The 26,278-nt window shown below is 72.9% G+C and carries 26 protein-coding genes; 15 read left to right on the top strand and 11 right to left on the bottom strand.

Annotated elements, in window-relative coordinates; translation table 11 throughout:
- Positions 1 to 24: 24 nt before the first annotated feature.
- The gene (locus QOL15_RS06380; protein WP_139197487.1) at positions 25 to 1,656 is read left to right on the top strand and encodes a putative Ig domain-containing protein; all 1,632 of its coding nucleotides are present in this window, start codon (positions 25 to 27) and stop codon (positions 1,654 to 1,656) included.
- A gap of 179 nt (positions 1,657 to 1,835) precedes the next feature.
- Positions 1,836 to 2,468 carry an FMN-dependent NADH-azoreductase gene (locus QOL15_RS06375; protein ID WP_071247446.1) on the top strand — a complete coding sequence of 211 codons (633 nt, stop codon included), beginning with the start codon at positions 1,836 to 1,838 and terminating at the stop codon, positions 2,466 to 2,468.
- Positions 2,469 to 2,535: 67 nt separating this feature from the next.
- Here the strand turns inward: QOL15_RS06375 and QOL15_RS06370 are convergent, their stop codons facing one another.
- On the bottom strand, positions 2,536 to 3,585 hold the full coding sequence (locus QOL15_RS06370) for an MBL fold metallo-hydrolase (RefSeq protein WP_083393994.1): 1,050 nt from the start codon (positions 3,583 to 3,585) through the stop codon (positions 2,536 to 2,538).
- 116 nt (positions 3,586 to 3,701) lie between these two features.
- Between QOL15_RS06370 and QOL15_RS06365 the strand changes: the two genes are divergently transcribed.
- Together QOL15_RS06365 and QOL15_RS06360 are read left to right on the top strand one after the other, a co-directional pair.
- Positions 3,702 to 4,745: an ATP-dependent DNA ligase gene (locus tag QOL15_RS06365; RefSeq protein WP_071247449.1), complete on the top strand. Its 1,044-nt coding sequence runs from the start codon at positions 3,702 to 3,704 to the stop codon at positions 4,743 to 4,745.
- Positions 4,746 to 4,915: 170 nt separating this feature from the next.
- The gene (locus tag QOL15_RS06360; RefSeq protein WP_175473141.1) at positions 4,916 to 5,056 is read left to right on the top strand and encodes a hypothetical protein; all 141 of its coding nucleotides are present in this window, start codon (positions 4,916 to 4,918) and stop codon (positions 5,054 to 5,056) included.
- 40 nt (positions 5,057 to 5,096) lie between these two features.
- On the opposite strand, the gene ligD is transcribed toward QOL15_RS06360, so the two are convergent.
- Positions 5,097 to 6,116 carry a non-homologous end-joining DNA ligase gene (gene ligD, locus QOL15_RS06355; RefSeq protein ID WP_065964121.1) on the bottom strand — a complete coding sequence of 340 codons (1,020 nt, stop codon included), beginning with the start codon at positions 6,114 to 6,116 and terminating at the stop codon, positions 5,097 to 5,099.
- Positions 6,117 to 6,315: 199 nt separating this feature from the next.
- Between ligD and QOL15_RS06350 the strand changes: the two genes are divergently transcribed.
- From QOL15_RS06350 to QOL15_RS06340, 3 genes are read left to right on the top strand one after another with little or no spacing between them, the layout of a single operon-like run.
- Entirely contained in the window at positions 6,316 to 7,152 is an 837-nt protein-coding gene (locus QOL15_RS06350; RefSeq protein ID WP_071247458.1) for a DUF429 domain-containing protein, read from the top strand.
- 9 nt (positions 7,153 to 7,161) lie between these two features.
- Positions 7,162 to 8,364 (top strand): glycosyltransferase, encoded by a 1,203-nt coding sequence (locus QOL15_RS06345; RefSeq protein WP_071247461.1) that lies wholly within the window; start codon positions 7,162 to 7,164, stop codon positions 8,362 to 8,364.
- A complete protein-coding gene (locus QOL15_RS06340) occupies positions 8,364 to 9,146 on the top strand; it encodes a uracil-DNA glycosylase (RefSeq protein WP_305405629.1) in 783 nt (260 codons plus the stop codon). The genes QOL15_RS06345 and QOL15_RS06340 overlap by 1 nt, the downstream gene beginning before the upstream one ends.
- A gap of 141 nt (positions 9,147 to 9,287) precedes the next feature.
- Here the strand turns inward: QOL15_RS06340 and QOL15_RS06335 are convergent, their stop codons facing one another.
- The gene (locus QOL15_RS06335; RefSeq protein WP_065964778.1) at positions 9,288 to 9,716 is read right to left on the bottom strand and encodes a hypothetical protein; all 429 of its coding nucleotides are present in this window, start codon (positions 9,714 to 9,716) and stop codon (positions 9,288 to 9,290) included.
- A gap of 126 nt (positions 9,717 to 9,842) precedes the next feature.
- Here QOL15_RS06335 and QOL15_RS06330 point away from each other — a divergent pair, with 126 nt between their 5' ends.
- Together QOL15_RS06330 and QOL15_RS06325 are read left to right on the top strand one after the other, a co-directional pair.
- The gene (locus QOL15_RS06330; RefSeq protein ID WP_305405627.1) at positions 9,843 to 11,486 is read left to right on the top strand and encodes an APC family permease; all 1,644 of its coding nucleotides are present in this window, start codon (positions 9,843 to 9,845) and stop codon (positions 11,484 to 11,486) included.
- A 213-nt stretch (positions 11,487 to 11,699) separates the two neighbouring features.
- Positions 11,700 to 12,314 carry a hypothetical protein gene (locus QOL15_RS06325; RefSeq protein ID WP_065964779.1) on the top strand — a complete coding sequence of 205 codons (615 nt, stop codon included), beginning with the start codon at positions 11,700 to 11,702 and terminating at the stop codon, positions 12,312 to 12,314.
- Between the two features lie 206 nt (positions 12,315 to 12,520).
- Here the strand turns inward: QOL15_RS06325 and QOL15_RS06320 are convergent, their stop codons facing one another.
- The gene (locus tag QOL15_RS06320) at positions 12,521 to 12,955 is read right to left on the bottom strand and encodes a hypothetical protein (RefSeq protein WP_065964780.1); all 435 of its coding nucleotides are present in this window, start codon (positions 12,953 to 12,955) and stop codon (positions 12,521 to 12,523) included.
- A 209-nt stretch (positions 12,956 to 13,164) separates the two neighbouring features.
- On the bottom strand, positions 13,165 to 13,557 hold the full coding sequence (locus QOL15_RS06315; RefSeq protein ID WP_065964781.1) for a hypothetical protein: 393 nt from the start codon (positions 13,555 to 13,557) through the stop codon (positions 13,165 to 13,167).
- Positions 13,558 to 13,660: 103 nt separating this feature from the next.
- On the opposite strand from QOL15_RS06315, the gene QOL15_RS06310 reads away from it, so the two are divergent.
- Positions 13,661 to 13,993, top strand: a complete 333-nt coding sequence (locus tag QOL15_RS06310; RefSeq protein WP_065964782.1) for a hypothetical protein — start codon at positions 13,661 to 13,663, stop codon at positions 13,991 to 13,993.
- 436 nt (positions 13,994 to 14,429) lie between these two features.
- Here the strand turns inward: QOL15_RS06310 and QOL15_RS06305 are convergent, their stop codons facing one another.
- Positions 14,430 to 14,921 carry a DUF427 domain-containing protein gene (locus QOL15_RS06305; protein WP_071249540.1) on the bottom strand — a complete coding sequence of 164 codons (492 nt, stop codon included), beginning with the start codon at positions 14,919 to 14,921 and terminating at the stop codon, positions 14,430 to 14,432.
- Between the two features lie 45 nt (positions 14,922 to 14,966).
- Here QOL15_RS06305 and QOL15_RS06300 point away from each other — a divergent pair, with 45 nt between their 5' ends.
- Positions 14,967 to 16,397 (top strand): amino acid permease, encoded by a 1,431-nt coding sequence (locus QOL15_RS06300; protein WP_071249544.1) that lies wholly within the window; start codon positions 14,967 to 14,969, stop codon positions 16,395 to 16,397.
- A gap of 111 nt (positions 16,398 to 16,508) precedes the next feature.
- On the opposite strand, the gene QOL15_RS06295 is transcribed toward QOL15_RS06300, so the two are convergent.
- The 3 genes from QOL15_RS06295 to QOL15_RS06285 form a co-directional block, all read right to left on the bottom strand.
- On the bottom strand, positions 16,509 to 17,618 hold the full coding sequence (locus QOL15_RS06295) for an acyl-CoA desaturase (RefSeq protein ID WP_305405625.1): 1,110 nt from the start codon (positions 17,616 to 17,618) through the stop codon (positions 16,509 to 16,511).
- Positions 17,619 to 17,865: 247 nt separating this feature from the next.
- Positions 17,866 to 18,171: a hypothetical protein gene (locus tag QOL15_RS06290; protein ID WP_065965207.1), complete on the bottom strand. Its 306-nt coding sequence runs from the start codon at positions 18,169 to 18,171 to the stop codon at positions 17,866 to 17,868.
- A 65-nt stretch (positions 18,172 to 18,236) separates the two neighbouring features.
- On the bottom strand, positions 18,237 to 18,686 hold the full coding sequence (locus QOL15_RS06285; protein ID WP_253181734.1) for a BLUF domain-containing protein: 450 nt from the start codon (positions 18,684 to 18,686) through the stop codon (positions 18,237 to 18,239).
- Positions 18,687 to 18,825: 139 nt separating this feature from the next.
- On the opposite strand from QOL15_RS06285, the gene QOL15_RS06280 reads away from it, so the two are divergent.
- On the top strand, positions 18,826 to 22,305 hold the full coding sequence (locus tag QOL15_RS06280) for a DEAD/DEAH box helicase (protein WP_139197593.1): 3,480 nt from the start codon (positions 18,826 to 18,828) through the stop codon (positions 22,303 to 22,305).
- A 15-nt stretch (positions 22,306 to 22,320) separates the two neighbouring features.
- On the opposite strand, the gene QOL15_RS06275 is transcribed toward QOL15_RS06280, so the two are convergent.
- Entirely contained in the window at positions 22,321 to 23,100 is a 780-nt protein-coding gene (locus QOL15_RS06275) for an aldo/keto reductase (protein ID WP_071249361.1), read from the bottom strand.
- A gap of 177 nt (positions 23,101 to 23,277) precedes the next feature.
- On the opposite strand from QOL15_RS06275, the gene QOL15_RS06270 reads away from it, so the two are divergent.
- From QOL15_RS06270 to QOL15_RS06260, 3 genes are all read left to right on the top strand, one after another.
- Positions 23,278 to 24,042, top strand: a complete 765-nt coding sequence (locus QOL15_RS06270) for an HNH endonuclease family protein (protein WP_370692468.1) — start codon at positions 23,278 to 23,280, stop codon at positions 24,040 to 24,042.
- 123 nt (positions 24,043 to 24,165) lie between these two features.
- The gene (locus tag QOL15_RS06265) at positions 24,166 to 24,831 is read left to right on the top strand and encodes a GPP34 family phosphoprotein (protein ID WP_071249359.1); all 666 of its coding nucleotides are present in this window, start codon (positions 24,166 to 24,168) and stop codon (positions 24,829 to 24,831) included.
- Positions 24,832 to 24,872: 41 nt separating this feature from the next.
- Positions 24,873 to 25,301: an SseB family protein gene (locus QOL15_RS06260; RefSeq protein ID WP_071249357.1), complete on the top strand. Its 429-nt coding sequence runs from the start codon at positions 24,873 to 24,875 to the stop codon at positions 25,299 to 25,301.
- A 161-nt stretch (positions 25,302 to 25,462) separates the two neighbouring features.
- Here the strand turns inward: QOL15_RS06260 and QOL15_RS06255 are convergent, their stop codons facing one another.
- Positions 25,463 to 26,230, bottom strand: a complete 768-nt coding sequence (locus tag QOL15_RS06255) for a nuclease-related domain-containing protein (RefSeq protein ID WP_175473873.1) — start codon at positions 26,228 to 26,230, stop codon at positions 25,463 to 25,465.
- Positions 26,231 to 26,278 lie beyond the last annotated feature (48 nt).

Here is a 26,278-nt window from a genome sequence, read left to right as displayed (position 1 = left end):
TCCACCGCACACCAGGGAGAAGACATGCAGCACGACGACCGGCCGGTCCCCCGGCAGACCGCGACGTTCCCACCGGGCACTGGGGGAACAGTGCACCACAGCACCTCCACGACCCGCCGCGCCTGCGCGCTGGGGACCACCGTCGCACTCATCGGTCTGACCACCGGTCTGGGCGTCTTCACCTCGACCGCCGCGTTCGCCGACACGACGGCTGCCGTCTCGTCGACCGACCCCTCGCAGTCGACGGCCGCACCGACCGACACCACGACCAACGCACCGGCCGGCCAGTCGTCCGCCGCCGGCGCGACCCCCGACCCGTCGACCCCGACCGGCACCTCGACGAGCCCGTCCGGTGCCTCGTCGACGCCGTCCGACTCCTCGACGAGCCCCTCGACGCCGTCGGGCACCGAGACCGCGGCGCCGACGTCGTCGGACGCGGCGGCGTCGGACGCCGCATCGACGGCGTCCCCGGCCGCCCCCGCCCCCGCAGCGACGGACGGCCCGACCGCCGCCGCCGTGGCCGCACCGACGGTGACCATCGTCGGCACGCCCACCGTCGGCAGCACCCTGGGGTACGTCTCCACCGGGTTCACCGATCCGATCGACGCCTTCTGGCTCGTCGACGGCAACGAGGTCGGACGCGGCGACACCTTCGTCGTGCCGAAGGAGCTGGTCGGCAAGACGATCACCCTGTCGCTGCTGGGCAGCACGCAGGAGCAGTTCGCGCAGGACACCGTCGTCGTCGCCCAGGCCCTGACGCTGACGACCACCGCCGGCCAGGCGTTCTCGCGCTCGTTCGCCGTCCCGGCGCCCAGCGGTGCCGTGACGTACTCCGTCGGCTACGCCGACCCGTCGTCCGCCGACCCGACGGACCCCGACGACGACCCGGCGTTGCGCCTGCCCTACGACCTGGAGCTCGACGCGACGACCGGTGTCCTGAGCGGCACGCCGATCGTCGCCGGCGACTACGAGTTCACGATCGTCGCCACGGACGGGACGACGACCTCGACCCAGTACGTCGAGATCACGGTCGACCCGGCCGCCGCCGTCGGTGTCCTCGCCTACGCCACGGACACCTCGTCGGCGGAGTACTACGACTCCATCGACGAGAACGGTGACGCCCACCTGACGCACCCGGTCAAGACCTGGATCATCCACCCGGACGGCACCATCACCAGCTCCACCCAGCCCGCGGACGACTCGCTGGAACCGACGATCGTGGAGGGCGGCAACCCGACCGTGGCCCGGGGCGGGTCGCTCTGGATCAGCGGGGAGCTGGTCGACGAGTTCGGCAACTCGACGACGCAGTACGACGCGGACGGCAACCGTCCCGAGCCGACCGTGACCAGCGACGTCGCCACCGACCAGATCGCCTTCGACGAGGACGAGTACGCGACGAAGGTCACGTTCCCGCACGCCTCGACCCACCGCCTGACGGTGGCGCAGGACGGCATCTCGGTCTCCTTCCCGGTGACGGTCGTCCCGACCGCTGCGACCGTCGGCACCGCGCCGACCGCGGCGATGACGACGAAGGGCCAGCTCGCCTTCACCGGCGCCGACGAGACCGCGCCGATCGCCTGGGCCCTCAGCCTGATCGCCGCTGGTGCGGGCCTGGCAGGCGCCCGCACCATCGGTCGCCGTCGCACCCAGCGCTGACACCGCCGTTCGGCACGGCCGTCGGTCCCGTTCGTCGGGCCGTCGGACCGGACCGGACCGGAGGCACCTCCCACAGCCCCGCCGTGTCCCACCCGGACACGACGGGGCCGTGGGCGTCCGTGCGGACACGACCGGTCGGCTGCCCGTCCGCCGGGGCCCGGCGTGGGTAGCGTGGGCCCATGCCCTCCCTGCTGCACATCGACTCGTCGGCCGACCTCGCGCATTCCCGCTCCCGCGACCTCACCGCGGCGTTCGCCGACGCCTGGCGTGCCCGCGGCCCCGAGTACACGGTCATTCGCCGGGACCTGCACACCGACCCGCTCCCGCACCTCGAGAGCTCGGCGCTGCACTGGGCGGCCGCCGACCGTCGCCCGGACGAGGCCGTCGCTCCCGAGGCCGAGCGCCTGCGCCAGGAGGTCGTCGACGAGCTCCTGGCGGCCGACGCCGTCGTCATCGGGGCGCCGCTGTACAACTACACGGTGCCGTCGACCCTCAAGGCCTGGATCGACCGCGTGCACGTGCCCGGGGTCCTCGCCGGTGCGGTGCAGCCACTCGCCGGTCGACCGGTCGTCACGGTGGTGAGCCGCGGGGCCACCTACGACGTCGGCACCCCGACGGAGACCTGGGACCACGGCTCCCCCGTGCTCGACATCGTCCTCGCGTCCGCGCTCGGCATGAAGCACTACCCGGTCACGGTGAGCGCGACGCTCGCCGACCGCGTCCCGGAGCTCGCACCGCTCGCCGACCACGCCGCCGCCGAGGTCGCCGACGCCCGCACGACGCTCGAACGACTCGCCGCGACGATCGTGTGACGCCGCGCCTGCCGGCGCCGCCGCCAGCAGGACGGCGCCAGCGGGCGCGGCGCTGACGGGCGGGGCGTCAGGCGGGGCGGACCTCGTCGCCACGACCGAGCAGGTCCGCGTGGAACCGCGTCTGCGTCAGCGCGCTCGCGAGCAGGAACCCGGTCATCGAGCCGATCCCGCCGCTGAACGGCACGCGTGAGGCGACCTCGTACAGCGTGGGGTCGGTCCCCGCCAGGGCGTCGAGCGCCGCCGCGACGTGGCGGGTCCGCTCCTCCCGGTGCTGCACGAGGGTGCGTGCCCGGGTCACGACGTCGCGGAAGCGGTACTCGTGCCCGGGGCAGACCTCGAGGTCGGCGTACGGGTCGAGTCGTCGGAGCGACGCCAGGTAGTCGGCGAGCGGGTTCGTCGCGGTGCGCCCGCCGAGCCCGATGCCCGGGTTGATCCGCGGCAGCACGTGGTCGCCGGTGAACAGCAGCCCGTCGGCCTCGTCGACGAAGCACAGGTGCCCGCCGGTGTGCCCCGGGGTCCCGAGCGCGGTGATCGTCCGTCCGGGCACGGGCAGCACGTCGCCGTCCCCGAGCAGGAGGTCGGCGTACGGCGGCTCCCCCGCGGAGCGACCGATCCGACGGCCGGTGCCCCACGCCGCGACGACCCCGGCCCGCAGGTCCTCGGGCAGGCCCCACGTCGCGATGTCCGCGTCGTTCGCGGCAGCGTCCGCCCGCTCGTGCTCGAGGGCGTGCACCTCGGCCGCGTGCATCGCGACCCGTGCGCCGGACGCCGCACGGACCGCAGCGGCGGCACCGAGGTGGTCGGCGTGCAGGTGCGTGACCGCGACGAGGGCAACGTGGTCGAGGGACCGGCCGATCGACCGCAGGCCCGCACGCAGCTCGGTGAGCGACCCGTCGCCGCTCCACCCCGGGTCGATGACCGTGAGGTCCCCGGCTGCGTCCTCGACCACGTACGCGAGCGTCGCCGCGGGCACCCCGCCGTGGAACGGCACCGCCAGGGTCCACACCCCCGGCCGGACCTCCTCGACGGGCGGCAGCTCGCCCGCGCGGAGGGCGGCGGCCTGCACGGGACTGGTCGGTTCCGGTGCCGGCGCTGCCGGCGGGGGCACGGTCGTCACGCGACCACCCTAGTGAGGCGCGCCGACCCGACCGGCCGCACCGCGCCTCCAGGCCGCTCGCACCGCGCCTGCCCCGCCCGCCCGGCCCGCCAGCCCGTGCCGGGTAGACAGGGCGCATGGAGATCGCACCGATGCTCGCCAAGGCGGTCGCCGCCGTCCCCGACCCGGACAGCGTGCGCGGCGGCCTGCGCTACGAACCGAAGTGGGACGGCTTCCGCGGGATCGTGACCGTCGACGGCGACGACGTCACGATCGGCAGCCGCGGCGCGAAGCCGCTGACCCGGTACTTCCCCGAGCTGGTCGAGACGTTCCGCGCGCAGTTCGGCGGTCGCGACCACCCGGTCGTGCTCGACGGCGAGGTCGTCGTGCGCGCGGGCGAGCCCGGGGCCGAATGCCTCGACTGGGAGGCACTGTCGCAGCGCATCCACCCCGCCGCGTCACGCATCCGGACGCTCAGCGTCGAGACCCCGGCGCAGTTCGTCGCGTTCGACCTGCTCGCCGTCGACGGGTCCGAGCTGCTCGACCTGCCGTTCGACGAGCGGCGTGCCCGGCTCGAGGACCTCGGCGCCGACCTGGCGGACCCGCTGTTCGTCACGCAGACGACCCTCGACGTCGCGCTCGCCCGCGAGTGGCTCACCACCTTCGAGGGAGCCGGCCTGGACGGTGTCGTCGCGAAGCCGCGCACGAAGCCCTACGAGCCGAACAAGCGCACCATGCTCAAGGTCAAGCACCACCGCACCGCCGACGTCGTCGCGATCGGGTACCGCGTGCGCAAGAGCGGGACCGGGGTCGGCTCGCTCCTGGTCGGGTTGTACGACGACGACGGGGAGCTCCGGCAGGTGGGCGGCGTGTCCGCCTTCACCGACAAGACGCGGCTCGCGTTGGTCGAGGAGCTCGACCCCGTCGTGCTCCGCGATGCGGACGGGAGGCCCGTCACCGGTGACGGGGAACGGTCGCGGTTCTCGTCGGGTCGCGACACGTCGTTCGTCCGGCTCGCGCCGGAGCGCGTGCTCGAGGTCCGGTACGACCAGATGGAGGGCGACCGGTTCCGCCACACGGTGCAGTTCGCGCGCTGGCGACCGGACCGGGACGCGCGGTCGTGCGGGTTCGACCAGCTCGAGGTGCCGACGGCGTACGACCTGCGCGAGGTGCTGCGCTGAGGTCCGCCCGACTCCGCACACCGTGCCCGGCGCGCCGCCCCGAACGGGGGACTGCGACTTCTGGCCAGTCCGCTTGCGAGGGTCGACGACCCCTCATATGCTGCGGGAGTAGTTAGGCTAACTAGTGACTTGGGAACGTGGCGGGGGACGCCACGGGACGGGAGCGGGACATGATCATCGACGGCATCAGCGACGCGAACCGCGGCACCTGGTCCCGCCTGACGCGCCTGCACACCGCGAGCGTCACGCTCCCGATGCACACCACGCGCGTGGTCGACCCCGACCGGCGCGAAGACCTCTCCGCCGTCTGAGACCGATCGGTCCGGTCGGTCGACCGGACCCGCTCCTGGGTCAGGACTTCCTCGCGCGGGACGGCTGCACCCGCGGCGGTTCCCCTGGCATCTTCGGGAAGTCCGGCGGGAAGGGCAGTTCGCCCAGCCCGGCCGCCAGGTCCCGCTCCCACCAACCGAGCAGCGTGGACAACTCCCCCGGCTCCTCGTGCATCGTCTCCCACGGGTCGCCGACCGTCCGGAGCCGCTCCGGCACGGACAGCACCGTGAAGCGCGTCGGGTCGACGTCGTCCAGCTCGTCCCAGGAGACGGGCGTCGAGACGCTCGCGTGCGCCAGGGCGCGGGGGCTGTAGGCACCGGCCATCGTCCGGTCGCGGTTCGCCTGGTTGAAGTCGACGAACACCCGCTGCCCGCGCTCCTCCTTCCACCACGCGGTCGTCACCCGGTCCGGCATCCGTCGCTCGAGTTCGCGGGCGGCGGCGATCACCGCGTGCCGCACGTCGAGGAACTCGTGCTCCGGGCGGATCGGCGCGAACACGTGCAGGCCGCGGTTGCCGCTCGTCTTGGCCCACGCGGTCAGGCCGGCCTCGGCGAGCACCTCGCGGAGCGCGTGCGCGATCGGGACGGCGTCGGCGAAGTCGGTGCCGGGCTGCGGGTCGAGGTCGATGCGGAGCTGGTCGGGGTGGTCGCTGTCCTCCGCACGGGAGGCCCACGGGTGGAACACCACGGTGTTCATCTGCGCCGCCCACACCGCGACCGCCGGCTCGTCGACCACGAGCTGCGGGTGCGACCGCCCGCTCGGGTAGGTCACCGTGACGTCGCGGACGTAGTCCGGCGCGCCCTTCGGCGGGTTCTTCGAGAAGAACGACTCCCCGTCGATGCCCGCGCCGAACCGCTGCAGCGAGATCGGCCGGTCGCCGTTCGCCCGGACGAAGGCGTCCCCGACGGCGACGAGGTACTCGGCGAGGTCGAGCTTCGTGATCCCGGCCCCGGGCCAGAGCACCCGGGACGGGCTGCTGATCCGGACCTCCCGGTCGCCGTGCGGCCCCGGGACCGTCAGCGTCGTCGCCTCGCTCGCCATGCAGCGGACCGTACACGGACCCGTCGGGACGAGGTCACATGACGCCCGGCAGCCCCCGCGACGCTCCCGCCCTTCCCGTGTCGGTGGAGCAGGAACCGTCGGGTCGGCGCCCTCGACCCGACATCGTCTGCTCCATCGGGGCACGCCACGCCTCCCGGGTGGGGACGGGAGCAGGAGGCACACGGTGCACGATGGGTGGGTGACCGCGTACCTCGGAGTGGACCTGGCGTGGGGCCTCGGCAGCGACCGGAAGCCCGCGAACGAGACCGGCCTCGTCGCGACCGACGCCGACGGCACGATCGCCGACGCCGGGTGGGCCCGCGGCGTCGATGCCGTGACCGACTGGATCGCCGGACACCTCGGTCCACGCACGCTCGTCGCCGTCGACGCCTCGCTCGTCGTGACGAACCCCACCGGCATCCGCGAGGCCGAACGGCAGGTCGGGCAGCGCTACGGCCGGTGGAAGGTCGCCGCGAACCCGACGAACCAGGCCTCCGCGGCGAGCGCCGGCACCGCGCTGCTCGCCCGGCTGACCGCGCTCGGCGTCGGGTACGTGTCCGACACCGATGGGATGCGGGCGCGCACCGGTCCGGCGGCGTTCGAGTGCTACCCGTACACGACGCTCGTCGGGGTCGAGGAACTCGGCTACGACGACGAGCGTCCCCGCTACAAGCGGCTCGACCTGAAGGTCCCCGCCCCGGTGGCGCGCGCCCGCCGCGCCGAGGCGTTCGACGAACTCGTGCGCCGGCTCCGCTCGACCCCGCTCGATCCCCCGCTGCGCCTCGACTCGCACCCGCTGACGGCCGGGCTCGCCGAGCCCTCCGTGCTGCACGGGCCGACGCACAAGCACCGGGAGGACCTGCTGGACGGCGCCCTGTGCGCCTGGACGGCCGCGTTCTGGGAGCGGCACGGCGACCAGCGCGTGCAGGTGCTGGGAGGTGATCCGCGCCTCCCGTCCGACCCGGTGGACGAGGCGGGCCGGAGACCGGTTGTCGTCGCGCCAGCGCGCCCGTCCCAGCGGCGACCCGCTGGGTAGGCTTGGCCGGTGAGCACCACCACCGAACCCCTGCGCATCGGGCTGGTGTCGCTGCACACCTCCCCCGGCGACGAGCCCGGATCCGGCGAGGTCGGCGGCATGAACGTGGTCGTCCGCCACCAGGCCGAGGCCCTGGCCGACCGCGGTCACCAGGTCGACGTCATCACCAGGCGATCGGCCCCGACGCAGCCGGACAGCGTCTCGCTGCTCCCCGGCGTGTGCCTGCGGTTCCTGTCCGCCGGCCCCGCCCAGCCCGTGCCGAAGGGCGAGCACGACGCGTTCATCGCACCCTTCCGCGACGCCCTTGCCGACCTCGGGCCGTACGACGTGCTGCACTCGCACCACTGGTTCTCCGGGGCCGCGGCCCTGCCGATCGCACGCGAACGCGGGATCCCGCACGTGCAGTCCTTCCACTCGATCGCGGCGAGCGCCGACACCCCGCTGTCCGAGGGCGAACGTCCGGAGTCGGCCGGCCGCGAGGCCGGCGAGCGCCTCCTGGCGCGTGACTCCGACGCCGTCGTCGTGGTCTCCGAGGCGGAGGCAGACACGGTGCGCACCCGCCTGGGCGGCGACCCGTCGCGCGTCTGGATCGTCCCGCCGGGCGTCGACGGGTCCGTCTTCCGTCCGGCGACCGCCGGCGCCCGCCGCGCGGCCGTCCCGTACGTCGTCGCCGCGGCGCGCGTGCAGCCGTTGAAGGGGCTCGACCTGGCGATCGAGGCGATCGCCGGCATCGGCCTGGAGGCACGCCCCACCCTCGTCATCGCGGGGGACGCCTCGAGCGAGGCGGGCGACCACCTCGCCGAACTGCGTCGGCTCGCGTCCGCGCACGGCGTGGCCGACCGGGTCACCTTCATCGGGCCGCAGTCGCGTGCCGACCTGGCGCTCCTGTTCCGCGGCGCGGCAGCCGTGCTCGTGCCGTCGCACTCCGAGACGTACGGCCTGGTGGCGCTCGAGGGCTCGGCGTCCGGGGTGCCCGTCGTGGCCGCCGCTGCCGGAGGTCTGCGCGAGGCCGTGGTCGACGGCGAGACCGGGGTCGTGCTCGAGTCCCGCGACCCGGCGGTGTGGGCAGCGGAGATCGAGCACATCCTGACCGACCCCGCGTACGCGTCCGGGCTCGCCGCGGCGGGGCGGGAGCACGCTGAGCGGTTGAGCTGGGAGCGGTCGGCGGGTGGACTCGAGGACGTCTACCGCCGGGTGCTCGGGCGGGGCTGATGGGCGGGGCTGCGTTCGACGGGTCCGGGGTCGGCTGGTCCGGGGCCGGCGGGTCCGGGGCCGCCGGGTCCGGGGCCGCCGGGTCCGGGGCCGGCCGGTCCGGGGCCGGCGGGTCCGCGTCCCCGTCCGGGTTCGACGGCTTCTGGGCTGCGCTCGACGCCGTCCCGGTGGCGGAGGACGCCGAGGCCCTGTACGACGTGTCGACCGCGGCGGGCCGACTGCGACGCGAGAACCTGTCCCGCTACCTGGCGCACGTCGGACCCGTGGCGGACACCGTCCTGGTCGCCGAGGCCCCGGGCTGGCGGGGCATGACCAACACCGGCATCCCGTTCACGAGCATGCGGGAGCTCGGGTCGCTCGGGTTCGACGTGCTCGAGCCCGAGGAGCCGACCGCACCGTGGGAGGCCTCGTCCCGTGTGGTGCAGGCGGCGCTCCGGGACTGGTGGGGGCCGTTGCCGCTGACGTGGGCGATCTTCCCGCACCACCCGTTCGTGGCGCCGGACCGGCTGACGAACCGGACCCCACGGCCGGCCGAGGTGCGGGCGGGGGCACCGGTCGCGCTGGCGCTGCTCGATGCGCTCGGCGGCGGCGGTACCGGTGCTGTGGACGCGACCGGTGCGGGTGCCGCGCGGCCGGGGCTGCGGCCCGTCCGGGTCGTCGCGGTCGGACGGAAGGCGCAGGGGGCGCTCGCGCTCGCGGGCATCGACGCGGTGGCCGTGCGACACCCGGCCCAGGGCGGCGCGGCGCAGTTCACCGAGCAGGTGCGCGCGCTGCAGCGGTAGCTGACCCCCGGGCGCACCTGCGGGGGCGCTTCGCACAACGGGAAGCACCTCGCGCCACGTCCTTCCGTGGTGCGAGGTGCCTTCGGTTGTGCGCGAGCATGCCGCACCGCACGGGATCACCGCGCGCGGTGCGTCGGACCGTCAGGCGGAGCGGACGTCGACGCCCTTCGCCGCGAGGCGCTCGGCGACGTGCGCGGGCAACGGTGCCGCGGCGTACACGACCGCGAGTTCCGGGAGGTCGAGCACGTCGTCCCAGTTCTGCGGGTCGAAGCGGTCGTCGGAGCCCTCCCACCCGGGGTGCACGTCCTGCAGCACCTCGAGGTCGGAGTCGACGGTCAGCTCCACCACCATCGCGAGCTGCGACGGCAGCAGGTCGATGTCGTCGTAGTACTCCCGCGCCCGGTCGTCCTGGCCCTCGACGTCGAGGTCCTCGTCGGACACCTCGTCGTCCGCGCCGGAGTACGGCTCGATCACGTCGAGGTCGTAGCAGAGGACGTCGAGCACCAGCAGCTTCGCGTTGAAGTCGGCGAACTCGACGGGCTCTTCGGTGGTCTCGGAATCCTCGTACATGCGTCGGAGCGTAGCGATGCCACCCGAGTGCGTCCGCACCGGCCAGGGCACAGCCGTGTTGCGGTCTTCGGGGAGGTTCCTGTGAAACCGGACAGCGACGTGTCCCCCGGGGTCAGGCTGACGGGCATGGCCACCACCGAGACGGACCGCCCCACGCAGCAGCCGACGGAGCTGCGCCGGGTCATCGGTCCCAAGCTGCTGTTGCTCTTCATCGTCGGCGACATCCTGGGCACGGGCGTCTACGCGCTCACCGGGCAGGTCGCGGCCGAGGTCGGCGGGGCAGCGTGGCTCCCCTTCCTCATCGCGTTCGCGGTCGCGCTCCTCACGGCGTTCTCGTACCTGGAGCTCGTCACGAAGTACCCGCAGACGGCCGGGGCGGCGCTCTACGTGCACAAGGCCTTCGGCATCCACTTCGTCACGTTCATCGTCACGTTCATCGTGATGTGCTCCGGCATCACCTCGGCGTCGACGGCGTCCCGCGCGTTCGCTGCGAACCTCGGCGCGGGCTTCGGTCTCGAGCTGCCGAACGCCGTCGTGATGCTCATCGCGATGGGCTTCATGCTCGCGGTGATGGCGGTGAACTTCCGCGGCGTCAGCGAGAGCGTGAAGACCAACGTCGTCCTGACCCTCGTCGAGCTGTCCGGCCTGGTGATGGTGATCCTCATCGGGTTCTGGGCGATCGCCGGCGGCAATGCGGACTTCTCCCGCGTCGTGATGTTCGACACCCCCGAGGACAAGACCCTGCTGCTCTCGGTGTCGACCGCGACCTCGCTGGCGTTCTTCGCGATGGTCGGGTTCGAGGACTCGGTGAACATGGCCGAGGAGACGAAGGACCCCTCCCGCATCTTCCCGAAGGTGATGCTCACCGGGCTCGGGATCGCCGCCGTGATCTACGTGCTGGTGTCCATCTGCGCCGTCGCCGTCGTGCCGATCGGTGAGCTGGCCGGCAACGAGACCCCGCTCGTCACGGTCGTGCAGACCGCGGCGCCGGACTTCCCGATCGCCGACCTGCTGCCGTTCATCTCGATGTTCGCGGTCGCGAACACCGCGCTCATCAACATGATGATGGCGTCGCGGCTGCTGTACGGCATGAGCAAGCAAGGCGTGCTGCCGGGCTTCCTCGGCCGGGTGTCCCCGGCGCGCCGCACTCCGTCGACCGCGATCGTCTTCACCACGCTCATCTCGCTCGCGCTCATCGGCTGGGTCTCGCTCGACCCCGACTCCCCCATCGTCGTGGTCCTCGGTGGCACCACCTCGCTCCTGCTCCTGTCCGTGTTCGCCGTGGTGAACGCCGCCGTCCTCGTGCTCCGGCGCGACCAGGTGGACCACAAGCACTTCCGTGCCGGGGTCGTCGTGCCGGTGATCGGCGTCGTGACCTGCCTGTGGCTCGTCATGCCGTTCTCGTCCGGCCGCGACCCGCAGCAGTACCAGATCGCCGGTGCCCTGCTGGCGCTCGGCGTCCTGCTCTGGATCGTCACGTGGCTGACCCACGGTCGCAAGCACCCGGAGAAGGCCCCCACCGGCCTGGTCACCGAGCCGACCGCGGTCGTCCGGCCGGGAACCGGGACCGCCGGACACAGCGCTCACCACGGCGGCCACGGCGGCGGGGACCTCAACGGCTCCGACCCGCACGGCACCGGCGACCCGCACGGCACCGGCGACCCGCACGGCACCGGCGACCAGCACGGCACCGGCGACCAGCACGGCACCGGGGACCAGCACGGCTCGGGCTCGCGCGGCCCCGGTCGAGACGACGACCGGACGTCGTGATGGACGCCTCCGAGGTGATCTTCGCCGTCGCAATCGGCTCGATCGTGGTGTGTTCCCTCGCCGCCGCCGGGGTCTTCGGTCGTCGGGAGCGCTGACCGGGAGCCGACGGCAGCCACCGCCCTGCCCCTCGTCCGGGCGGTGGTGCTTCCCAGCGGGTGACCGTAGGGTCGCTGTGCCTGACAGCCCGTCGACCACCCGCACGAGAGGACCCGCATGCGCCGCGCTGGCATCACGATCGCCTCGGTCTTCGGCGCCGGCGTCGTGGCGGCCGTGATCGGTGTGATCGTCGTGGTCGTCATCGCCGTGCACTCCCTCACCGGTGCAGCGAAGTCCGTCGAGGCAGCCCCGGCGTGCCCGGACGTGCCGACGAAGACCGTCGGCGGCATCGCGGTGCCGGCCGGACCGATCGCCGGGTTCTGCCAGGACCGACTCGTCAACGCCGCATCCGTGATCCAGGCCGCCCAGGCCCAGGGCATCGGCCCCCACACGCAGGCGGTCGGGGTGATGACGGCGATCGGTGAGTCGAGCCTGGTGAACCTCGACCACGGTGACACCGCCGGTCCGGACAGCCGCGGACTGTTCCAGCAGCGGGACAACGGCGCGTGGGGCACCTACGAGCAGCGGATGGACCCGTACACGGCGGCGACGATGTTCTACACGAAGCTCGTCAAGGTGCCCGGCTGGAAGACGATGACGCCGACGCAGATGGCGCACGCCGTGCAGATCAACTCGGACCCGGACCACTACGCGAAGTTCTGGCCCGAGGCGAAGACCATCGTCGAGGGCCTCACCGGCCAGACCGTCCCGGACACCGCCCCGCAGGGTTGACCACCGAGCGGACGCCGAGCGCGTCCGCACGGCTGGTTCCCGAGCGGACGCCGAGCGCGTCCGCACGGCTGGCCCCCGAGCGGACGCCGAGCGCGTCAGCAGGGCTGACGGCCGGACGTGCGCCGACCCACGAGCGGAGGCTGACCGCGCCCGCCGGGGTGAGCGCCAGACCGATGCCTTCCCCCGAGTGCGTCCGATGACCGCGCTCACGCCGACTCCGGCAACTCGGCGTCGTGCAGCTCGATCATCGACGCGCCCCCGGTGTGCACGACGACCTGCCCGCGGAGCCGGACGGACCGTTCCGCGAACGCACACGCACAGGCGTCCACCCACTCCCAGTCGACCGGGAACAGCCGCGACTCCCCCGGGCGCTCCCAGACCACGACCACCTCGACCGCGGTGGTGTCCGCGCAGACCTCGGCGACGAGGGTGGCGAAGTCCTCGACGTGCTCGTCGGGCTCCCACGGCAGGTCGGACACCGGCAGCAGGAACGGCACCGGCAGCGCCCGTGCGTCGAGGAACAGCACCCAGCACTGTCGTCGGAGCGGCTTGCCCACCACCCCCTCGACGAGGGCGACCACGTCGGCGTCGGTACGGGCGGGGGTGGCGAAGAGGCGGTCGAGTTCGTCTGTTCCGGTCATGCCACGAGCCTCCCGTGGCGGGTCGCTCCGTCGTGGCCGCGCCCACGAACCTGTGGACAGCGCGGACTGCTGACCGCCCTGTGCAGGAACGAGCACCGATCGCGCCGCACAACAGAAAGCAGCTCGCGCCACGAGATTCCGTGGCGCGAGCTGCTTTCCCTTGTGCGAGAGACCCCGCGGCCGCCGCCAAGCCGCCCCGCAGCCCCGCCTCAGCGCGACCGGCGCCCGGCGCCCCCGCGCGTCGACCAGAGCGCCCACGCGATGAGCACCGGCTGCCCGAACAGCCGGGCGACGCGCTTCTCGTCGGTGTCGAGCCCGAACGCGTCGCGCCGGTTGACCCACTGCGCGATGTTGCCCGGGAAGATCGCCGTGAAGAACAGCGCCGCGATGTTCCCGACCGTCCGGCGACGCGCCCGGGGTGCGAGCAGGAGCGCGCTGCCGAGCCCGATCTCGGCGACACCCGAGGCGAGCACCGTGGTGTCGACGTCGAGCGGCACGAAGTCCGGGACCTGTGCGCGGAAGTCACGGCGGGCGAAGGTGAGGTGGCTCGTCCCCGCGAAGACGAGCGCGAGGCCGAGGAGGACCCGGAAGAAGGAACGCATGCCTCCATGCTGCTCCTCCGACCGGCCGGTTCGCCAACCGCCACCCCGGTGCGGCCCGACCACCGCGACGGACACCGGCGTGTCCCCTCGGTAGGTTCGAGCCATGGGAGCTGCGACGCGCGACCACGAGCCGCCCGCCGCCCCGGCCACCGCGGCCGTGCTCCTCGCCCCGTTGTCGCTGTGGATGGGGATCATCGTGCCCGCCGCCGGCATGGGGAGGCACGTGTTCCTCGGCCTCGTGTTCGGGCTCGTGTGCGTCCTGAGCGGGGTCCGGGCGCTCCGCATCGCCGGCCGCCGCCGTGCGGTCCGCGTGTGGGCCTGGGTCGGGATGCTCCTCGGGGCCGCGGGGCTCGCGATGCTCGCCTGGCAGTTGCTCACCTTCGCGACCGACGGCGCGTTCCCGCCGCCGTTCTGGTCCCCCTACGCGCGACGCTGACGACCGTCGGGCCACGGGACACGATGGGGAGGCGCACCCGACGCCCGCCCCGCCGCGCCCGCGAGCAGACCACGGGACGGGAGGCGCGCCACCCGCCCGCCGCTCCGGTCACGCCGACGGACGGTCAGGCCGGAGGCACGCGACCGGCGCCCAGCGCCGCCCGAGCGAGCAGACGAGCGGTCGGGAGGCGCGGCGACGGTCCGCCACGTCACGGACGCGGGCGGACGGTGCGGACGCACCGCGCGCCTCCCAGCACGCCACGTCGCGGAGGTGAGCCGACAGGCGGGCGCGAGCCGCGCCTCCAGGCACGCCACGTCGCGGAGGTGAGCCGACAGGCGGGCGCGAGCCGCGCCTCCAGGCCGGTCACGTGACCGACGCGGGCCGACCGGAGGAGGCGTGACGCGCCTCCCGGCGTCCTCCGATCGGACGACGCCCGTCACCAGCCGAAGGTGCCGGCCCCGCCCTTGAACGGCCCGACGATCGCCGAGGTGATCCACCCGCCGTAGAAGTCGCCCTCCTGTGCCTGGACGACCTCGCCACCAACCTCGCACGAGTCCATCGCCGACGGGTAGATCGCGACGCGGTCCCGCAGCTCCTCGTACCCCGGCTCCGGCGTCGGGTAGTTCCACGCGGCACGCGGCGCGACGACCCCGTCGCCGCCGACCACGTCGAAGTAGCGCGCACGCCCCTTGAACTCGCACATGCTCGACCCCGCGGCCGGGCGCAGGTCCATGCCCGCCATCGGCAGGTAGTACACCGGCGGGTGCGAGGTCTCGAGCACCCGCACGGCATCGGTCGTGTCCGCCACGACCGCACCGCCGAGCCGGACCACCACGCGCTCGCGGAGCGCCTCGACGGCGGGCGGGCGGGGATAGTCCCAGACGGACTCCTGACCGGGACCGGGGACGACTCGTTCGGGGCGACGCATGACCCGGGTCTACCACCGTCGCCGTCGGAGGAGCAGAGTGGTCGGGTGACGACGACGACGCAGGGAATCTTTCGACGGAAGCCGATCGACGCGATCGACGACGAGGCCGGCGAGGGCGAGGGCGGCCTGAAACGCCACCTCGGCCTCTGGCAACTCACCGCGATCGGCATCGGCGGCATCATCGGCGCGGGCATCTTCACCCTCGCCGGCACGGTCGCGAACGGGGTGGCCGGGCCGGCTGTGCTCATCAGCTTCCTGGTCGCAGGGGTCGCGAGCGCCGCGGCCGCGCTGTCCTACGCTGAGTTCGCGGGGATGATCCCGAAGGCCGGCAGTGCCTACACGTACGGGTACGCCGTGCTCGGCGAGGTCGTGGCGTGGTTCATCGGCTGGGACCTGCTGCTCGAGTACACCGCGATCGTGGCGGTGGTCGCGATCGGCATCTCCGGCTACGTCGGCTTCCTGGTCGGGCAGTTCGGCGTCGACCTGCCCGCGTGGATGCTCGGGGCGCCCGGCACCGGCGACGGGCACGTGGTCGACGTGTTCGCGATCCTGCTCTGCCTGCTCACCGCGTTCGTGCTCACCCGCGGCATCCGCAGCGCCGCCCGGTTCGAGTTCGTCGCGGTCGGCATCAAGGTCGCGCTCGTGGTGCTCATCGTCGTGCTCGGGGTGTTCCACATCAACAGCGCCAACTACGACCCGTACTTCCCGTTCGGGTTCGGCGGCGTGATGACCGGTGCCGCGACCGTGTTCTTCGCCGTGTTCGGCTACGACGCGATGTCGACCGCGGCCGAGGAGTCCGTCGACGCCCGCAGGCACATGCCGAAGGCGATCCTGCTGTCCCTCGGCATCGCGATGGTCCTGTACGTCCTGGCGACCCTCGTGCTCACCGGCATGCAGAAGTACACCGACATCGACCCGGCGTCGGGCTTCTCGTCGGCGTTCGCGTCGGTCGGGCTCGGCGGCGTCGCGAACGTCATCGCAATCGGGGCCATCGTCGGCATCGTGACCGTGCTCGTGACGTTCATGCTCGGCGCCTCGCGCGTCTGGTTCTCGATGAGCCGCGACGGCCTCATGCCGAAGTGGTTCGCCAAGACCGACCCGAAGCGGCACGTCCCCACCCGGGTCACCTGGATCCTCGGCGGGGCGTCGGCCGTCCTCGCGGGCGTGCTGCCGATCGGCATCGTCGCCGAGCTGACGAACATCGGCATCCTGCTCGCGTTCGTGGTGGTCTGCTCGGCGGTGATCGTGCTGCGCTACCGGCAGCCCGACCTCGACCGGCAGTTCCGGCTCCCGTTCATGCCCGTCGTCCCGGCCATCGGCGTCATCGCGTCGCTGTGGCTCGTCACGTTCCTGCAGTGGGAGACGTGGGTGCGGTTCGCCGTGTGGTTCGCGATCGGGCTCGGGGTGTACTTCGGGTACTCGCGGCGGCACAGTGCGCTGGCGCGGACGGGGGCGGAGCCGACCACCGACCGGTAGTCGATCGGGGACCCTGGGCCGGCCGGTCCGGAGCTTCCGGCCACAGCTGCACACGTAGAGGGCGGGCCAGCGGAGTGATCCGCCGGCCCGCCCCCTATGTGCACCCGTGGGTCAGTGGATCCGCAGCTGCGCCACCATCGGGCACGCGAACGGGTCGCGGGCGGCGAGGCCGACACGGTTGAGGTACCGCACGACGATCCCGTAGGACCGCAGCAACGTCGTCTCGGTGTACGGCACGTCCAACGTGTCGCAGTGGTCCCGGACCAGCAGCCGCGCCTGCTTCAACGCGGGCCGCGGCATCGACGGGAACAGGTGGTGCTCGACCTGGTAGTTCAACCCACCCATCAGGAACGACACCCACCAACCCCCACGGATGTTGCGGGACGTGCGGACCTGACGGGAGAAGAAGTCGACCTTCGCGTCGTGCGCGATCGTGGGCATGCCCTTGTGGTTCGGCGCGAACGAGGCACCCATCATCACCCCGAACACCGCGAGCTGGACCCCGAGGAACGCACACGCCATCCCGAACGGCAGGAACCAGAACACCACCGTCAGGTAGATCGCGAACCGCGCCGCCAGCAGCACCCCCTCCAGCACCCGGCCCTTCGTGTCCGGACGACCCCCGGCACCACGCACCACCGACACGACCGCGTGCCGGTGCAGGTTGATGCCCTCGAGGGTCAGCAGCGGGAAGAACAACCACCCCTGGAACCGCAGGAACGTGCGCATCAGCGGACCGCGGGCAGCGGCGGCGTCCTCGGGCAGGAACCGGATCCCGTCGGGCGCGATGTCGGGGTCCTTGCCGACCGTGTTCGGGTTCCCGTGGTGCCGGGTGTGCTTGTTCATCCACCACGAGTACGACAACCCGACCAGGAACGTGCCGATCCACCGGCCGGCGTGGTCGTTCCACTTCTGCGAGTCGAACACCTGCCGGTGCGCGGCCTCGTGCGACAGGAACGCGAACTGCGTGAACACCACACCCAACGCACCCGCCACGATCAACTGGAACCACGAGTCACCCAACAACGCGAACGCCACCCAGGCGAGCGCGAGACCGGCGACGAGGCTGCCGAACAGGGACCAGTAGAACCCGGTGCGCCGTCGGAGCAGGCCGTTCTCCTTCACCTGGGCGAGCAGGGAGGAGTAGGTGGAGGTGCCGTTCCGGCTGCCGTTCCCCGGACGGGTGCGGGTGAAGCCGGGAGCGAGGGGCGTGGTCGTCATCGTGGACCGACCTTCTGTGGTGAGCGGTCCTTCGACCGGTCCGGAGAGTTCACGCACGTGCGCTTGTCGAGAACCGTAGGTCACGTTCATGGGTCTCCACCTGGGAGAACGGATAACGGCTGCGATCACCGCGCGGCGGCGGTCACATCCGCGGCAAGTGGACGTCCCCGCACCGCGTCGGTCCTCGACGACCCGGACATCCTCGCCCCGGGTCCGCCCCGACGCCCCGGACGTCCGCGTCCCCGGCTCAGTCCTCGACGACCCAGACGTGCTGCGCCTGCCACCCCTCGGGCACGGAGTCGCGGAAGGCGGCGAGCGCCGACGCGTAGTCCGGCCCCGACGCCTCGTGCTCACGCGTCGCGGTCGAGCGGGCGGTCGCGCGGATCGTCGTCTCCCCCGTGGCCTTGCTCTCGACGGCGTTCGCCTGGGTCAGCGCGTACCCGTCGATGTCGAGCGAAGCAATCGCGGTCTCCTTCGCGGTCACCACGGAGTCGGCGAAGCCCTCGGAGTCGCGGACCTCGGTGGAGCGGATCGTGCCTCGGAGTGTCGTCACGACTCCAGTATCGCCCGCCCGGAGGCGGCGTGATCCCGACGAGCGGATCGCGACCCCGCCGGCCATCACCCCTCGCGCCGGTGCTTGCCCTTCGCCGCCGTCGGGTCGGCCATCGGGTGGTTGCGGAACCAGCGCAGCAGCTCGCGCGGCCGGCTCCCGTCGGCACTGCGGTCGCCGTCCTCGAGGAACGTGCTGAACCCCTCGGGCAGGCCGTTGCCGTCGGCCTCGCGGTCGTACGCCATCGACCAGTCCGGGAACCGCCGGGTGTGGATCGACTCCTCGACCAGCAGCCGGACGTCGTCGTGCCGTTCGTCGCCGACGATGCGCGCGTAGGTGGCCACGACGGCGTCGTGCGGCCCCTCGAGCAGCTGCATGAAGCGACCGCCGCGGTGCACGAGCAGCCCGGTCAGGCCGTCGGCGGTGTTCCGTGCGCGGGCCTGCTCGAGGACGGCGTCGAGCGCGTCGTCGTCGAAGGGCTCGGTCGCGGAGCTCATGTAGACCAGCGAGTGCAGCAACGTCCATCCCTCCGGTCCCGACCGACCGCGATCGCGACCACCTCTGATCCTGCCCCGGTTCCCCTGTGGACGACGCCCCCCAGAACGGGAAGGTGTGGACAGGATCCTGCTGGTCGGTGGCGGCTGGCACGATGGTCCCGTGCCAGCCGCCCCGATGATCGACGCCGTCGACGTCATCCGCTTCGTCGGACCGCAGACCTTCGGTCGCGCCCGCGACGTCGTCCGTGCGGGCCTGGTCGAGGACGCCACCTGGCACGAGGACTCCGGCACCATCACGGCGAGCGTGTCCGGTTCCGCCGACGACCCGTACGAGCTGCGTGTGGAGACGACGCTCGCCCGCGGCGACTTCGTCCGCCCCGTGCGCAGCACGTGCACGTGTCCGCTCGGGGGCGACTGCAAGCACGTCGCGGCGGCGCTCCTCACCGTCAACGCGCGGGCGTTGTCGACGGTCACCACCACCCCGCGGCCCACCTCCGCCCAACCAGCCCCCACCCCGGACTGGAGGCACGACCTCGCCCGCCTCGCCGGTGCCGACGAGCAGGTGGCCGGTCCGCAGGGCACCCCGCTCGGCATGCAGTTCGAGCTGCGGGACGCGGTGCCCGCCCGGCTCGCCGCGCGGGCGCGCGAGACCGGCCGGTCGGTGCCGACCCGGTCGCGCAGCGTGCGGCTCGGGGTGCGTCCAGTCACGCGCAGCGGCGCGGGCAACTGGGTGCGCGGGCAGCTCACGTGGGGCACGCTCCCCTACTCGGTCAACCGGCTCGGGCTGGTCCCCGAGCAGCACGCGTGGTTCCTGCAGTTCGCCGCACTGCACCGCGCCGGACAGCTCGCGGGTCTCCCGGGCGAGAGCGACTGGGTGCACCTCGACGACTTCGGCAGTCCCCTGCTCTGGCCGCTCCTGCGTCAGGCACCGGCGCTCGGGATCGCGTTCGTCACCGGCAAGCGCGAGGGCGGCGCGGTGCTCGGGGCCGACGCGCGGGTGCTGCTCGACGCCGTCCGGTCCGGTGTCGGTCTCGTGATCGGTGCCTCGGCGGTCGTCGACGGCCGCCCGGTGCCCGACGGCGCCGCCCGCACGATCGGCGACCACGGCGTGTACGCGTTCCGCGAGAGCCCCGAGTTCTCCGTCACGCTCGCTCCGACACCGGGCCTCGTGCCCGAGGACCAGCGCCGCATGCTCGTCGAGGGCGCGCGCGTGACGGTCCCGAGCGACGAGGTCGACGAGTTCCTGGCCGACTGGTCACCCCGGCTCCGCGGGACGCTCGGGCTCGTCAGCTCCGACGGCTCGCTCGAGCTGCCGGAGCGACAGGCACCCGAACTCGTCCTGACGGCGACGTTCGAACCGGCCCGGGCACCCCGCACCGACGACCGCGTGCACCTGCAGTGGCGCTGGCACGTCGACGGGCGCAAGGACCCCGTGGCGTTGCACGGCCCGCTGCCCGACCTCAGCCGGCTCCGGGCGGCCGACGACCCCGACCCTGACGACGCCCACGACACGGACCCGGCCCACGACCCGGCCGTCCCCGCGACCGACGCCGACGCGCGGACGCAGGACGGGCCTCCCGGCGGGGTCGGCGATGACACGCAAACCGGACCCGACGGGGCCGGGCCAGGCGGCGAGCGGCCAGGCGGCGAGCGGTCAGGCGGCGAGCGGCCAGGCGGCGGCGGGCCGGGCGGCGGCCTGGCCTGGTTCGAGGAGGGCACGATCGACGGCGCCGACGTCGCGGTGTTCGCGACCGAGCTGCTGCCGGCGCTGCCCGGTCTGGGCGTCCGGACCGTCGTGCAGGGCGAGCGCAGCGAGTACGAACGGCTGACCGGACGGCCGCACATCCGCGTCACGACGATGCCGTCCGACAAGCACGACTGGTTCGACCTCGGGATCTTCGTCACCGTGAACGGCAAGCAGGTGCCGTTCACGCCGCTGCTCCGGGCGCTCGCGAAGCGCGACCGGCGGATGAAGCTCGTCGACAACTCGTACCTGTCGCTCGCCGACCCGGCGTTCGACCGGCTCAAGGAGCTCATCGAGGAAGCCCGCGACCTCGACGAGTGGGAGCCCGACCAGCCCCTCACCGTGACCCCGCTGCAGGCCGGCCTGTGGGCGGAGTTCGACCAGCTCGCCGACGAGACCGAGCACGACGGGCGGTGGCAACGCATCGCCGCCGCGCTCCTCGACGCGACCCCGCCCGGTGACGACGTGCCCGTGCCCGACACCGTGCACGCCGAGTTGCGGCCCTACCAGCACGCCGGGTACGCCTGGCTGCGGTTCCTGCGCGAGCACGGCGTCGGCGGTGTCCTCGCCGACGACATGGGGCTCGGCAAGACCCTGCAGGTGCTCGCGATGATCGCCGCCGCACGACGCGACGAGCCGGACGCGCCGCCGTTCCTCGTCGTCGCGCCGACCTCGGTCGTCGGCAACTGGGCGCTCGAGGCCGCGCGGTTCACGCCGTCGCTCCGGGTCACGACCGTCACCGCGACGTCGATCAAGGACCACGCACGAGTGGCGAAGGCGGCGGCCGCGAGCGACGTCGTCGTGACCTCGTACGCACTGCTCCGACTCGACGCCGCCGAGTACCGCGAGCTGCCGTGGTCGGCGCTCGTCCTCGATGAGGCGCAGTTCGTCAAGAACCCGCAGTCGCAGACCCACCGGGCCGCCGTCGACCTGCCCGCTCCGGTGAAGTTCGCGATCACCGGGACGCCGCTCGAGAACGGCCTGACCGACCTGTGGGCACTGTTCCACGTCGTCGCGCCGGGGCTGCTGTCCTCGTGGTCCCGGTTCGGCGACGACTACGTCAAGCCGCTCGCGTCCCCGGACCTCCGCGGCGAGGCACGCCGTGAGCTCACCGCACGGCTCCGGCGGCGGATCCGCCCGCTCATGCTCCGGCGGACCAAGGAGAGCGTCGCCGCCGACCTGCCGCCGAAGCAGGAGCAGGTGGTGCGCGTCACGCTCGACCCGGCGCACCGGGCGCTGTACGAGCGGACGCTGAACCGGGAGCGGCTCAAGGTCCTCGACCTCATCGACGACCTGCCGCGGAACCGGATGATCGTGTTCCGTTCCCTGACGCTGCTGCGGATGCTCGCGCTCTCCCCCGGGCTCGTCCAGGAGTCCGACGAGCCGGTGACCTCGGCCAAGCTCGAACTGCTGCTCGACGAGCTCGAGCAGCTCGCCGCCGAGGGCCGACGCGCCCTGGTGTTCAGTCAGTTCACGACCTTCCTGCGCATGGTCGCCGGGGCCCTCGACGAACGCGGGATCGGCTACGAGTACCTCGACGGGTCGACCCGGAAGCGCCCCGAGGTCATCGAGCGCTTCCGGTCCGGCACGGCACCCGCGTTCCTCATCTCGCTCAAGGCCGGCGGGTTCGGGCTGACGCTCACCGAGGCCGACACCGTCTTCGTCCTCGACCCGTGGTGGAACCCGGCCGCCGAGTCGCAGGCCGTCGACCGGACCCACCGCATCGGGCAGACCCGGTCGGTGAACGTCCAGCGGTTCATCGCCGAGGACACCATCGAGGAGAAGGTCCTGGCCCTCGCGGCGAAGAAGGCCGAGCTGTTCGCGACGATGATCGACGACGACGCGCTGTTCGCCGACGACCTGAGCGCCGAGGACATCCGCTCCCTGCTCGCCTGACCGGGTCGCGGACCGTCAGCGAGCGAGGGCGTCGATGCGCGTGACCTCGTCGGCGGACAGCTCGATGCGGGCGCCCGCGGCGTTCGACCGGATGCGCTCCGGGTTCGACGACTTCGGGATCACGACGAACTCGTGCGCCACGTGCCACGCGACGATCACCTGGGCGCTGTCGACGTCGTGCGCCTCGGCGATCTCGACGAGCGTCGGGTCCTGCAGGTTGCTCGCCTTGAAGGGGCTGTAGCCCTCCAGGACGACCCCGCGCTCGCGCAGTCCGTCGGCGATCGCACGGTCGAACTCGACCGGGCTCCACTTGATCTGGTTCACCGCGGGGGTGGTCCCGGTCGCCCGGACGAGCTCGTCGATCTGGTCGAGCGAGTAGTTGCTCACGCCGACGGCGCGGGTCAGTCCGTCGGTCTGGGCCTGCACGACCTGCTCCCACACGTCCGGGCGGGCCTCGCCGTTCGGCGGCCAGTGCACGAGCCACAGGTCCAGGTGATCGAGCCCGAGCTGGTCGAGGCTCTCCTCGATCGTCTCGCGCACACGGTCGGCGTTGTCCGGCGGGAGCTTCGTCGTCACGAAGACGTCATCACGGGCCAACCCCGAGTCGGCGAGCGCCTTCCCCACGCCGCGCTGGTTGGAGTAGCCCGTCGCGGTGTCGATGTGCCGGTAGCCGGCCTCGAGCGCTGCCCCCACGGCGGCGGGTGCACCGGCGTCGGGGATCTGCCAGGTGCCGAAGCCGAGGAGCGGCATCGACCCACCGGCGACGGGTACGGACGGGTTCGCGTAGTCGGTCATGCCCCGTGTCTACGCCGTGCCACGTCGGTGCCGCACGGCAAGATCGTCCTCGGCCCGATCGGGTCCGCACCACCGCACCACCAGCACCACGGAGCCCCATCCCCCATGACGTCCCGCCGACGCCGCAGTTCCCGCACGACCAGCACCCGTTCCCTGCGCAGCCGCCGCACCCGCACGATGGTCACCTCCCTGATCGTCCTCGTCGTGGTCACCGCTGGCGGCTGGCTGTTGCACGACACCGGTGCCGGCTCGGCCGCGACCGACGCACCCTCGATCTCGACGGGACCCGACGCGACCGAGCCGAGCCGGGCCTCCCGACCGACCGTCGAGGCGGCCACAGGAGCCGCACCGACCGACGGCGCCGATCCGTCCGCCGCCGCGATGGCGCGCACCCAGCTGGCGGCCCTCCCCGTCAAGGGCAAGGCCCCCGCGACCGGCTACGACCGCGTGGCGCAGTTCGGCACCGCCTGGCTCGACGTTGACCACAACGGCTGCGACACCCGCAACGACGTGCTCGCCCGCGACCTCGTCGACGTCCAGCGCCGGGGGCGGTGCACGGTCCTCCGCGGTGAGCTCACCTCGCCCTACACCGGCCAGCACATCGACTTCGTCCGGGGGAACACGACGTCGACGCTCGTGCAGATCGACCACGTCGTCGCCCTCGAGAACGCCTGGCGGACCGGCGCGCAGCAGCTCAGCCTGCAGGAACGCGAGGCCCTGGCGAACGACCCGGCCAACCTGTTCGCAGTCGACGGGCACTCGAACGCGCAGAAGCGGTCCGGGGACGCGGCGACCTGGCTGCCGGCCGCGACCGGCTTCCGCTGCACGTACGTCGAGCACCAGGTCGCCGTCAAGACGACGTACCGCCTGTGGGTGACGCCGGCGGAGCGGGACGCGATGGCGCGGGTCCTCGACCGCTGCGCGGGCCCGACGCCCGGTTGAGTGCTGCCGCCGCCCGCGGCCGGGTACCGGGACGGTTCCCCCGGCGGCCGGCGCGCGTCCGTCCGCGAGCACTGCCGGACTGGAGGCGCGACACACCTCCGCCCCGTGTGGCACGCTGCGAGCATGGCCGCGTTGTTGACGATCCCCCAGGCGTTCGCGCTCATGCAGATCGCACCGGACGGGCGTGCCCGCGCGACCGTCACGCGGACCGAGCTCGGCACCGCGGGCGGCGTGCTCGCCGACCTCGCCCTGCGGGGTGCGATCACGCTGTCCGGTGACCAGGTCGTCCTCGCGAGCGGGGTGCCGACGGCCGACCAGGTCCTCGACACCGCGCTGGCGTCGATCGCCGGCTCGCCGCCGAAACCGGCGAAGTGGTGGGTGCGGCACCTCGGCAAGCGCCCGCTGCACGACGCCGTCGTCGCCCAGCTCGTCAAGCGCGGCATCCTCGCCGAAGAGGAGCACCGGACGCTCTTGGTGTTCACGACGACCCGACACCCGGAGCGTGATGCACTGCCGGAGGCGCAGGTCCGACAGGCCGTCGGTGACGTCCTGTCCGGCCGGGCTGCTCCGTCGCCCTACGTCGCGGCCGTCGTCGGACTGCTCGACGCCACCGACACGCTCCGCGCCGAGTTCGGCCGGGTCGACGAGCACGTCGTCCGTTCGGTCGTGCAGGGCGATGCGATCGCCTCCGCGGTCCGCCGGGTCCTCGCCGACATCAACTCCTCGGCGGCGATGACGGCCGGGGTCATCGCGGCGAGTACGGCGGCGACGACCTCGGGGAGCACCTGAGTCCGGTCGGGGTCTGCTCGCGGGCGTGACAGCATGTCGGGATGAGCACGAACGAGACGGACGGGTCGGCCTTCGGTCGGGGCGTCGACAAGGCCCCGCCCACCGCCGCCGGCGAGCTCCGGCGTCGGATGGCGACCTCGCCCGCGGGGTTCCTCCGGAGTGCGGCGTGGGTGCCGTGGAAGCCCGAGGGCACCCCGGACGGCGGGAGCATCGCGCACGTCATCATCCGCGACCTGCCGTTCGTGCCGGTCTTCACCGACCCCGCTGAACTCGCAGCCGGCCTGCCGGGGACCGAGGGCCGCCCGGTCCCGATGTCCGAGCTCGTGACCGCGCTCCCCGAGGAGTTCGGCATCGTCGTCGACCCGACGGGAGCGGAGGCAGCGAACTTCCTGCAAGCCGACGTCCTCGCGAACATGCGTGCGCAGCTGCGCGGGCCGGTCCCGGACGACGAGGCCTCCGCGGAGGGCTGAGCCACTCGCCGATCGTTCCCGTCGAGCAGCGGTTCCGCCCGAGCGGTGACGCTCTCGGTGCACGATCGCCGGGAACCGTGCACCAAGATCGTCAGCATTCAGCAGAGGGTGCCCACGCAGAAGAAGATGCTGCGGAACGCGAGACCGCCGAGCACGAGCGCTCAGCCGGCGAGCGCTCGGGCCTTCCGCAGGAGTCGTCGACGGTCAGCCGCGACGACGCGCTCCCGCTCGAGCCGTTCGAAGCGTTGCACGTGCCGCAGCGTGTCGTGGAGGACGACAGCCTCGACGTGCCACGTCCTGCGTTCCTCGGCGACCATCGACAGGAAGCGGACCGTTTCGTCCGAGAAGACCCTCGGGAGCCCGCGCAGCCACGGTCCGAGGCCTTCGGGCGGCAGGGTCGCCACGGCAGGGGTCGTCCGTCCGAACCGGAGTCGACGAGCGACGACGGCGAGCACCGGCTGCACGGAGACCTGCTGCCCCGCGGCGGCTGACAACAGCGTCGTCGCTCGTTCCCCCTCGACGAGCGCGCGGTGCGCGTGCGGGGTCCGCTGACCGTTCACCATCAGGGTCCGGCCACCGGCCCAGACGTCGTGACCGGAGTGGTTCTTGGTGTTGATCGAGAAGACGCCGGTCGGGCCGATCACGACGTGGTCGATGTCGGTGGCACCGCGTCCGACGGGTACCGCGTGCAGGACGGCGAAGTCGGGTCCGAGTGCTTCGAGTTGCCGGGCGACGTGCCGCTCGCCGAGGGCTCCCTTGAACCAGGAACGGGCCTCGGGTACGAGCGGGTCGCGACCCCAGAAGCGCTGTTGTCGCGTCCGGGAAGGTGCCGCGGACTGGATCGCGAGGCACTCCTGCATCACGGCGTAGCCGGGCTTCCGCGCGCGGAGGGTCGGGTGCGCGCCGCCCCGCGCAGTCGTCCCGGACACCGGCGGACTGTTCGTCATCTCCCCCACGGACCCAGCCTCTCGCGGTGC

It is taken from the genome of Curtobacterium sp. MCBA15_012 (assembly GCF_001864935.2).
Taxonomy (GTDB): Bacteria; Actinomycetota; Actinomycetes; order Actinomycetales; family Microbacteriaceae; genus Curtobacterium.
This window is presented reverse-complemented; position numbering and strand designations above follow the sequence as displayed.

Excerpts from the sequence above, each read along its gene's own strand:
- QOL15_RS06380 (WP_139197487.1), top strand. The coding sequence starts at position 25 with ATGCAGCACGACGACCGGCCGGTCCCCCGGCAGACCGCGACGTTCCCA.
- QOL15_RS06375 (WP_071247446.1), top strand. The coding sequence starts at position 1,836 with ATGCCCTCCCTGCTGCACATCGACTCGTCGGCCGACCTCGCGCATTCC.
- QOL15_RS06365 (WP_071247449.1), top strand. The coding sequence starts at position 3,702 with ATGGAGATCGCACCGATGCTCGCCAAGGCGGTCGCCGCCGTCCCCGAC.
- QOL15_RS06360 (WP_175473141.1), top strand. The coding sequence starts at position 4,916 with ATGATCATCGACGGCATCAGCGACGCGAACCGCGGCACCTGGTCCCGC.
- ligD (WP_065964121.1), bottom strand. The coding sequence starts at position 6,116 with ATGGCGAGCGAGGCGACGACGCTGACGGTCCCGGGGCCGCACGGCGAC.
- QOL15_RS06340 (WP_305405629.1), top strand. The coding sequence starts at position 8,364 with ATGGGCGGGGCTGCGTTCGACGGGTCCGGGGTCGGCTGGTCCGGGGCC.
- QOL15_RS06335 (WP_065964778.1), bottom strand. The coding sequence starts at position 9,716 with ATGTACGAGGATTCCGAGACCACCGAAGAGCCCGTCGAGTTCGCCGAC.
- QOL15_RS06330 (WP_305405627.1), top strand. The coding sequence starts at position 9,843 with ATGGCCACCACCGAGACGGACCGCCCCACGCAGCAGCCGACGGAGCTG.
- QOL15_RS06325 (WP_065964779.1), top strand. The coding sequence starts at position 11,700 with ATGCGCCGCGCTGGCATCACGATCGCCTCGGTCTTCGGCGCCGGCGTC.
- QOL15_RS06320 (WP_065964780.1), bottom strand. The coding sequence starts at position 12,955 with ATGACCGGAACAGACGAACTCGACCGCCTCTTCGCCACCCCCGCCCGT.
- QOL15_RS06315 (WP_065964781.1), bottom strand. The coding sequence starts at position 13,557 with ATGCGTTCCTTCTTCCGGGTCCTCCTCGGCCTCGCGCTCGTCTTCGCG.
- QOL15_RS06310 (WP_065964782.1), top strand. The coding sequence starts at position 13,661 with ATGGGAGCTGCGACGCGCGACCACGAGCCGCCCGCCGCCCCGGCCACC.
- QOL15_RS06305 (WP_071249540.1), bottom strand. The coding sequence starts at position 14,921 with ATGCGTCGCCCCGAACGAGTCGTCCCCGGTCCCGGTCAGGAGTCCGTC.
- QOL15_RS06295 (WP_305405625.1), bottom strand. The coding sequence starts at position 17,618 with ATGACGACCACGCCCCTCGCTCCCGGCTTCACCCGCACCCGTCCGGGG.
- QOL15_RS06275 (WP_071249361.1), bottom strand. The coding sequence starts at position 23,100 with ATGACCGACTACGCGAACCCGTCCGTACCCGTCGCCGGTGGGTCGATG.
- QOL15_RS06270 (WP_370692468.1), top strand. The coding sequence starts at position 23,278 with ATGGTCACCTCCCTGATCGTCCTCGTCGTGGTCACCGCTGGCGGCTGG.
- QOL15_RS06265 (WP_071249359.1), top strand. The coding sequence starts at position 24,166 with ATGGCCGCGTTGTTGACGATCCCCCAGGCGTTCGCGCTCATGCAGATC.
- QOL15_RS06260 (WP_071249357.1), top strand. The coding sequence starts at position 24,873 with ATGAGCACGAACGAGACGGACGGGTCGGCCTTCGGTCGGGGCGTCGAC.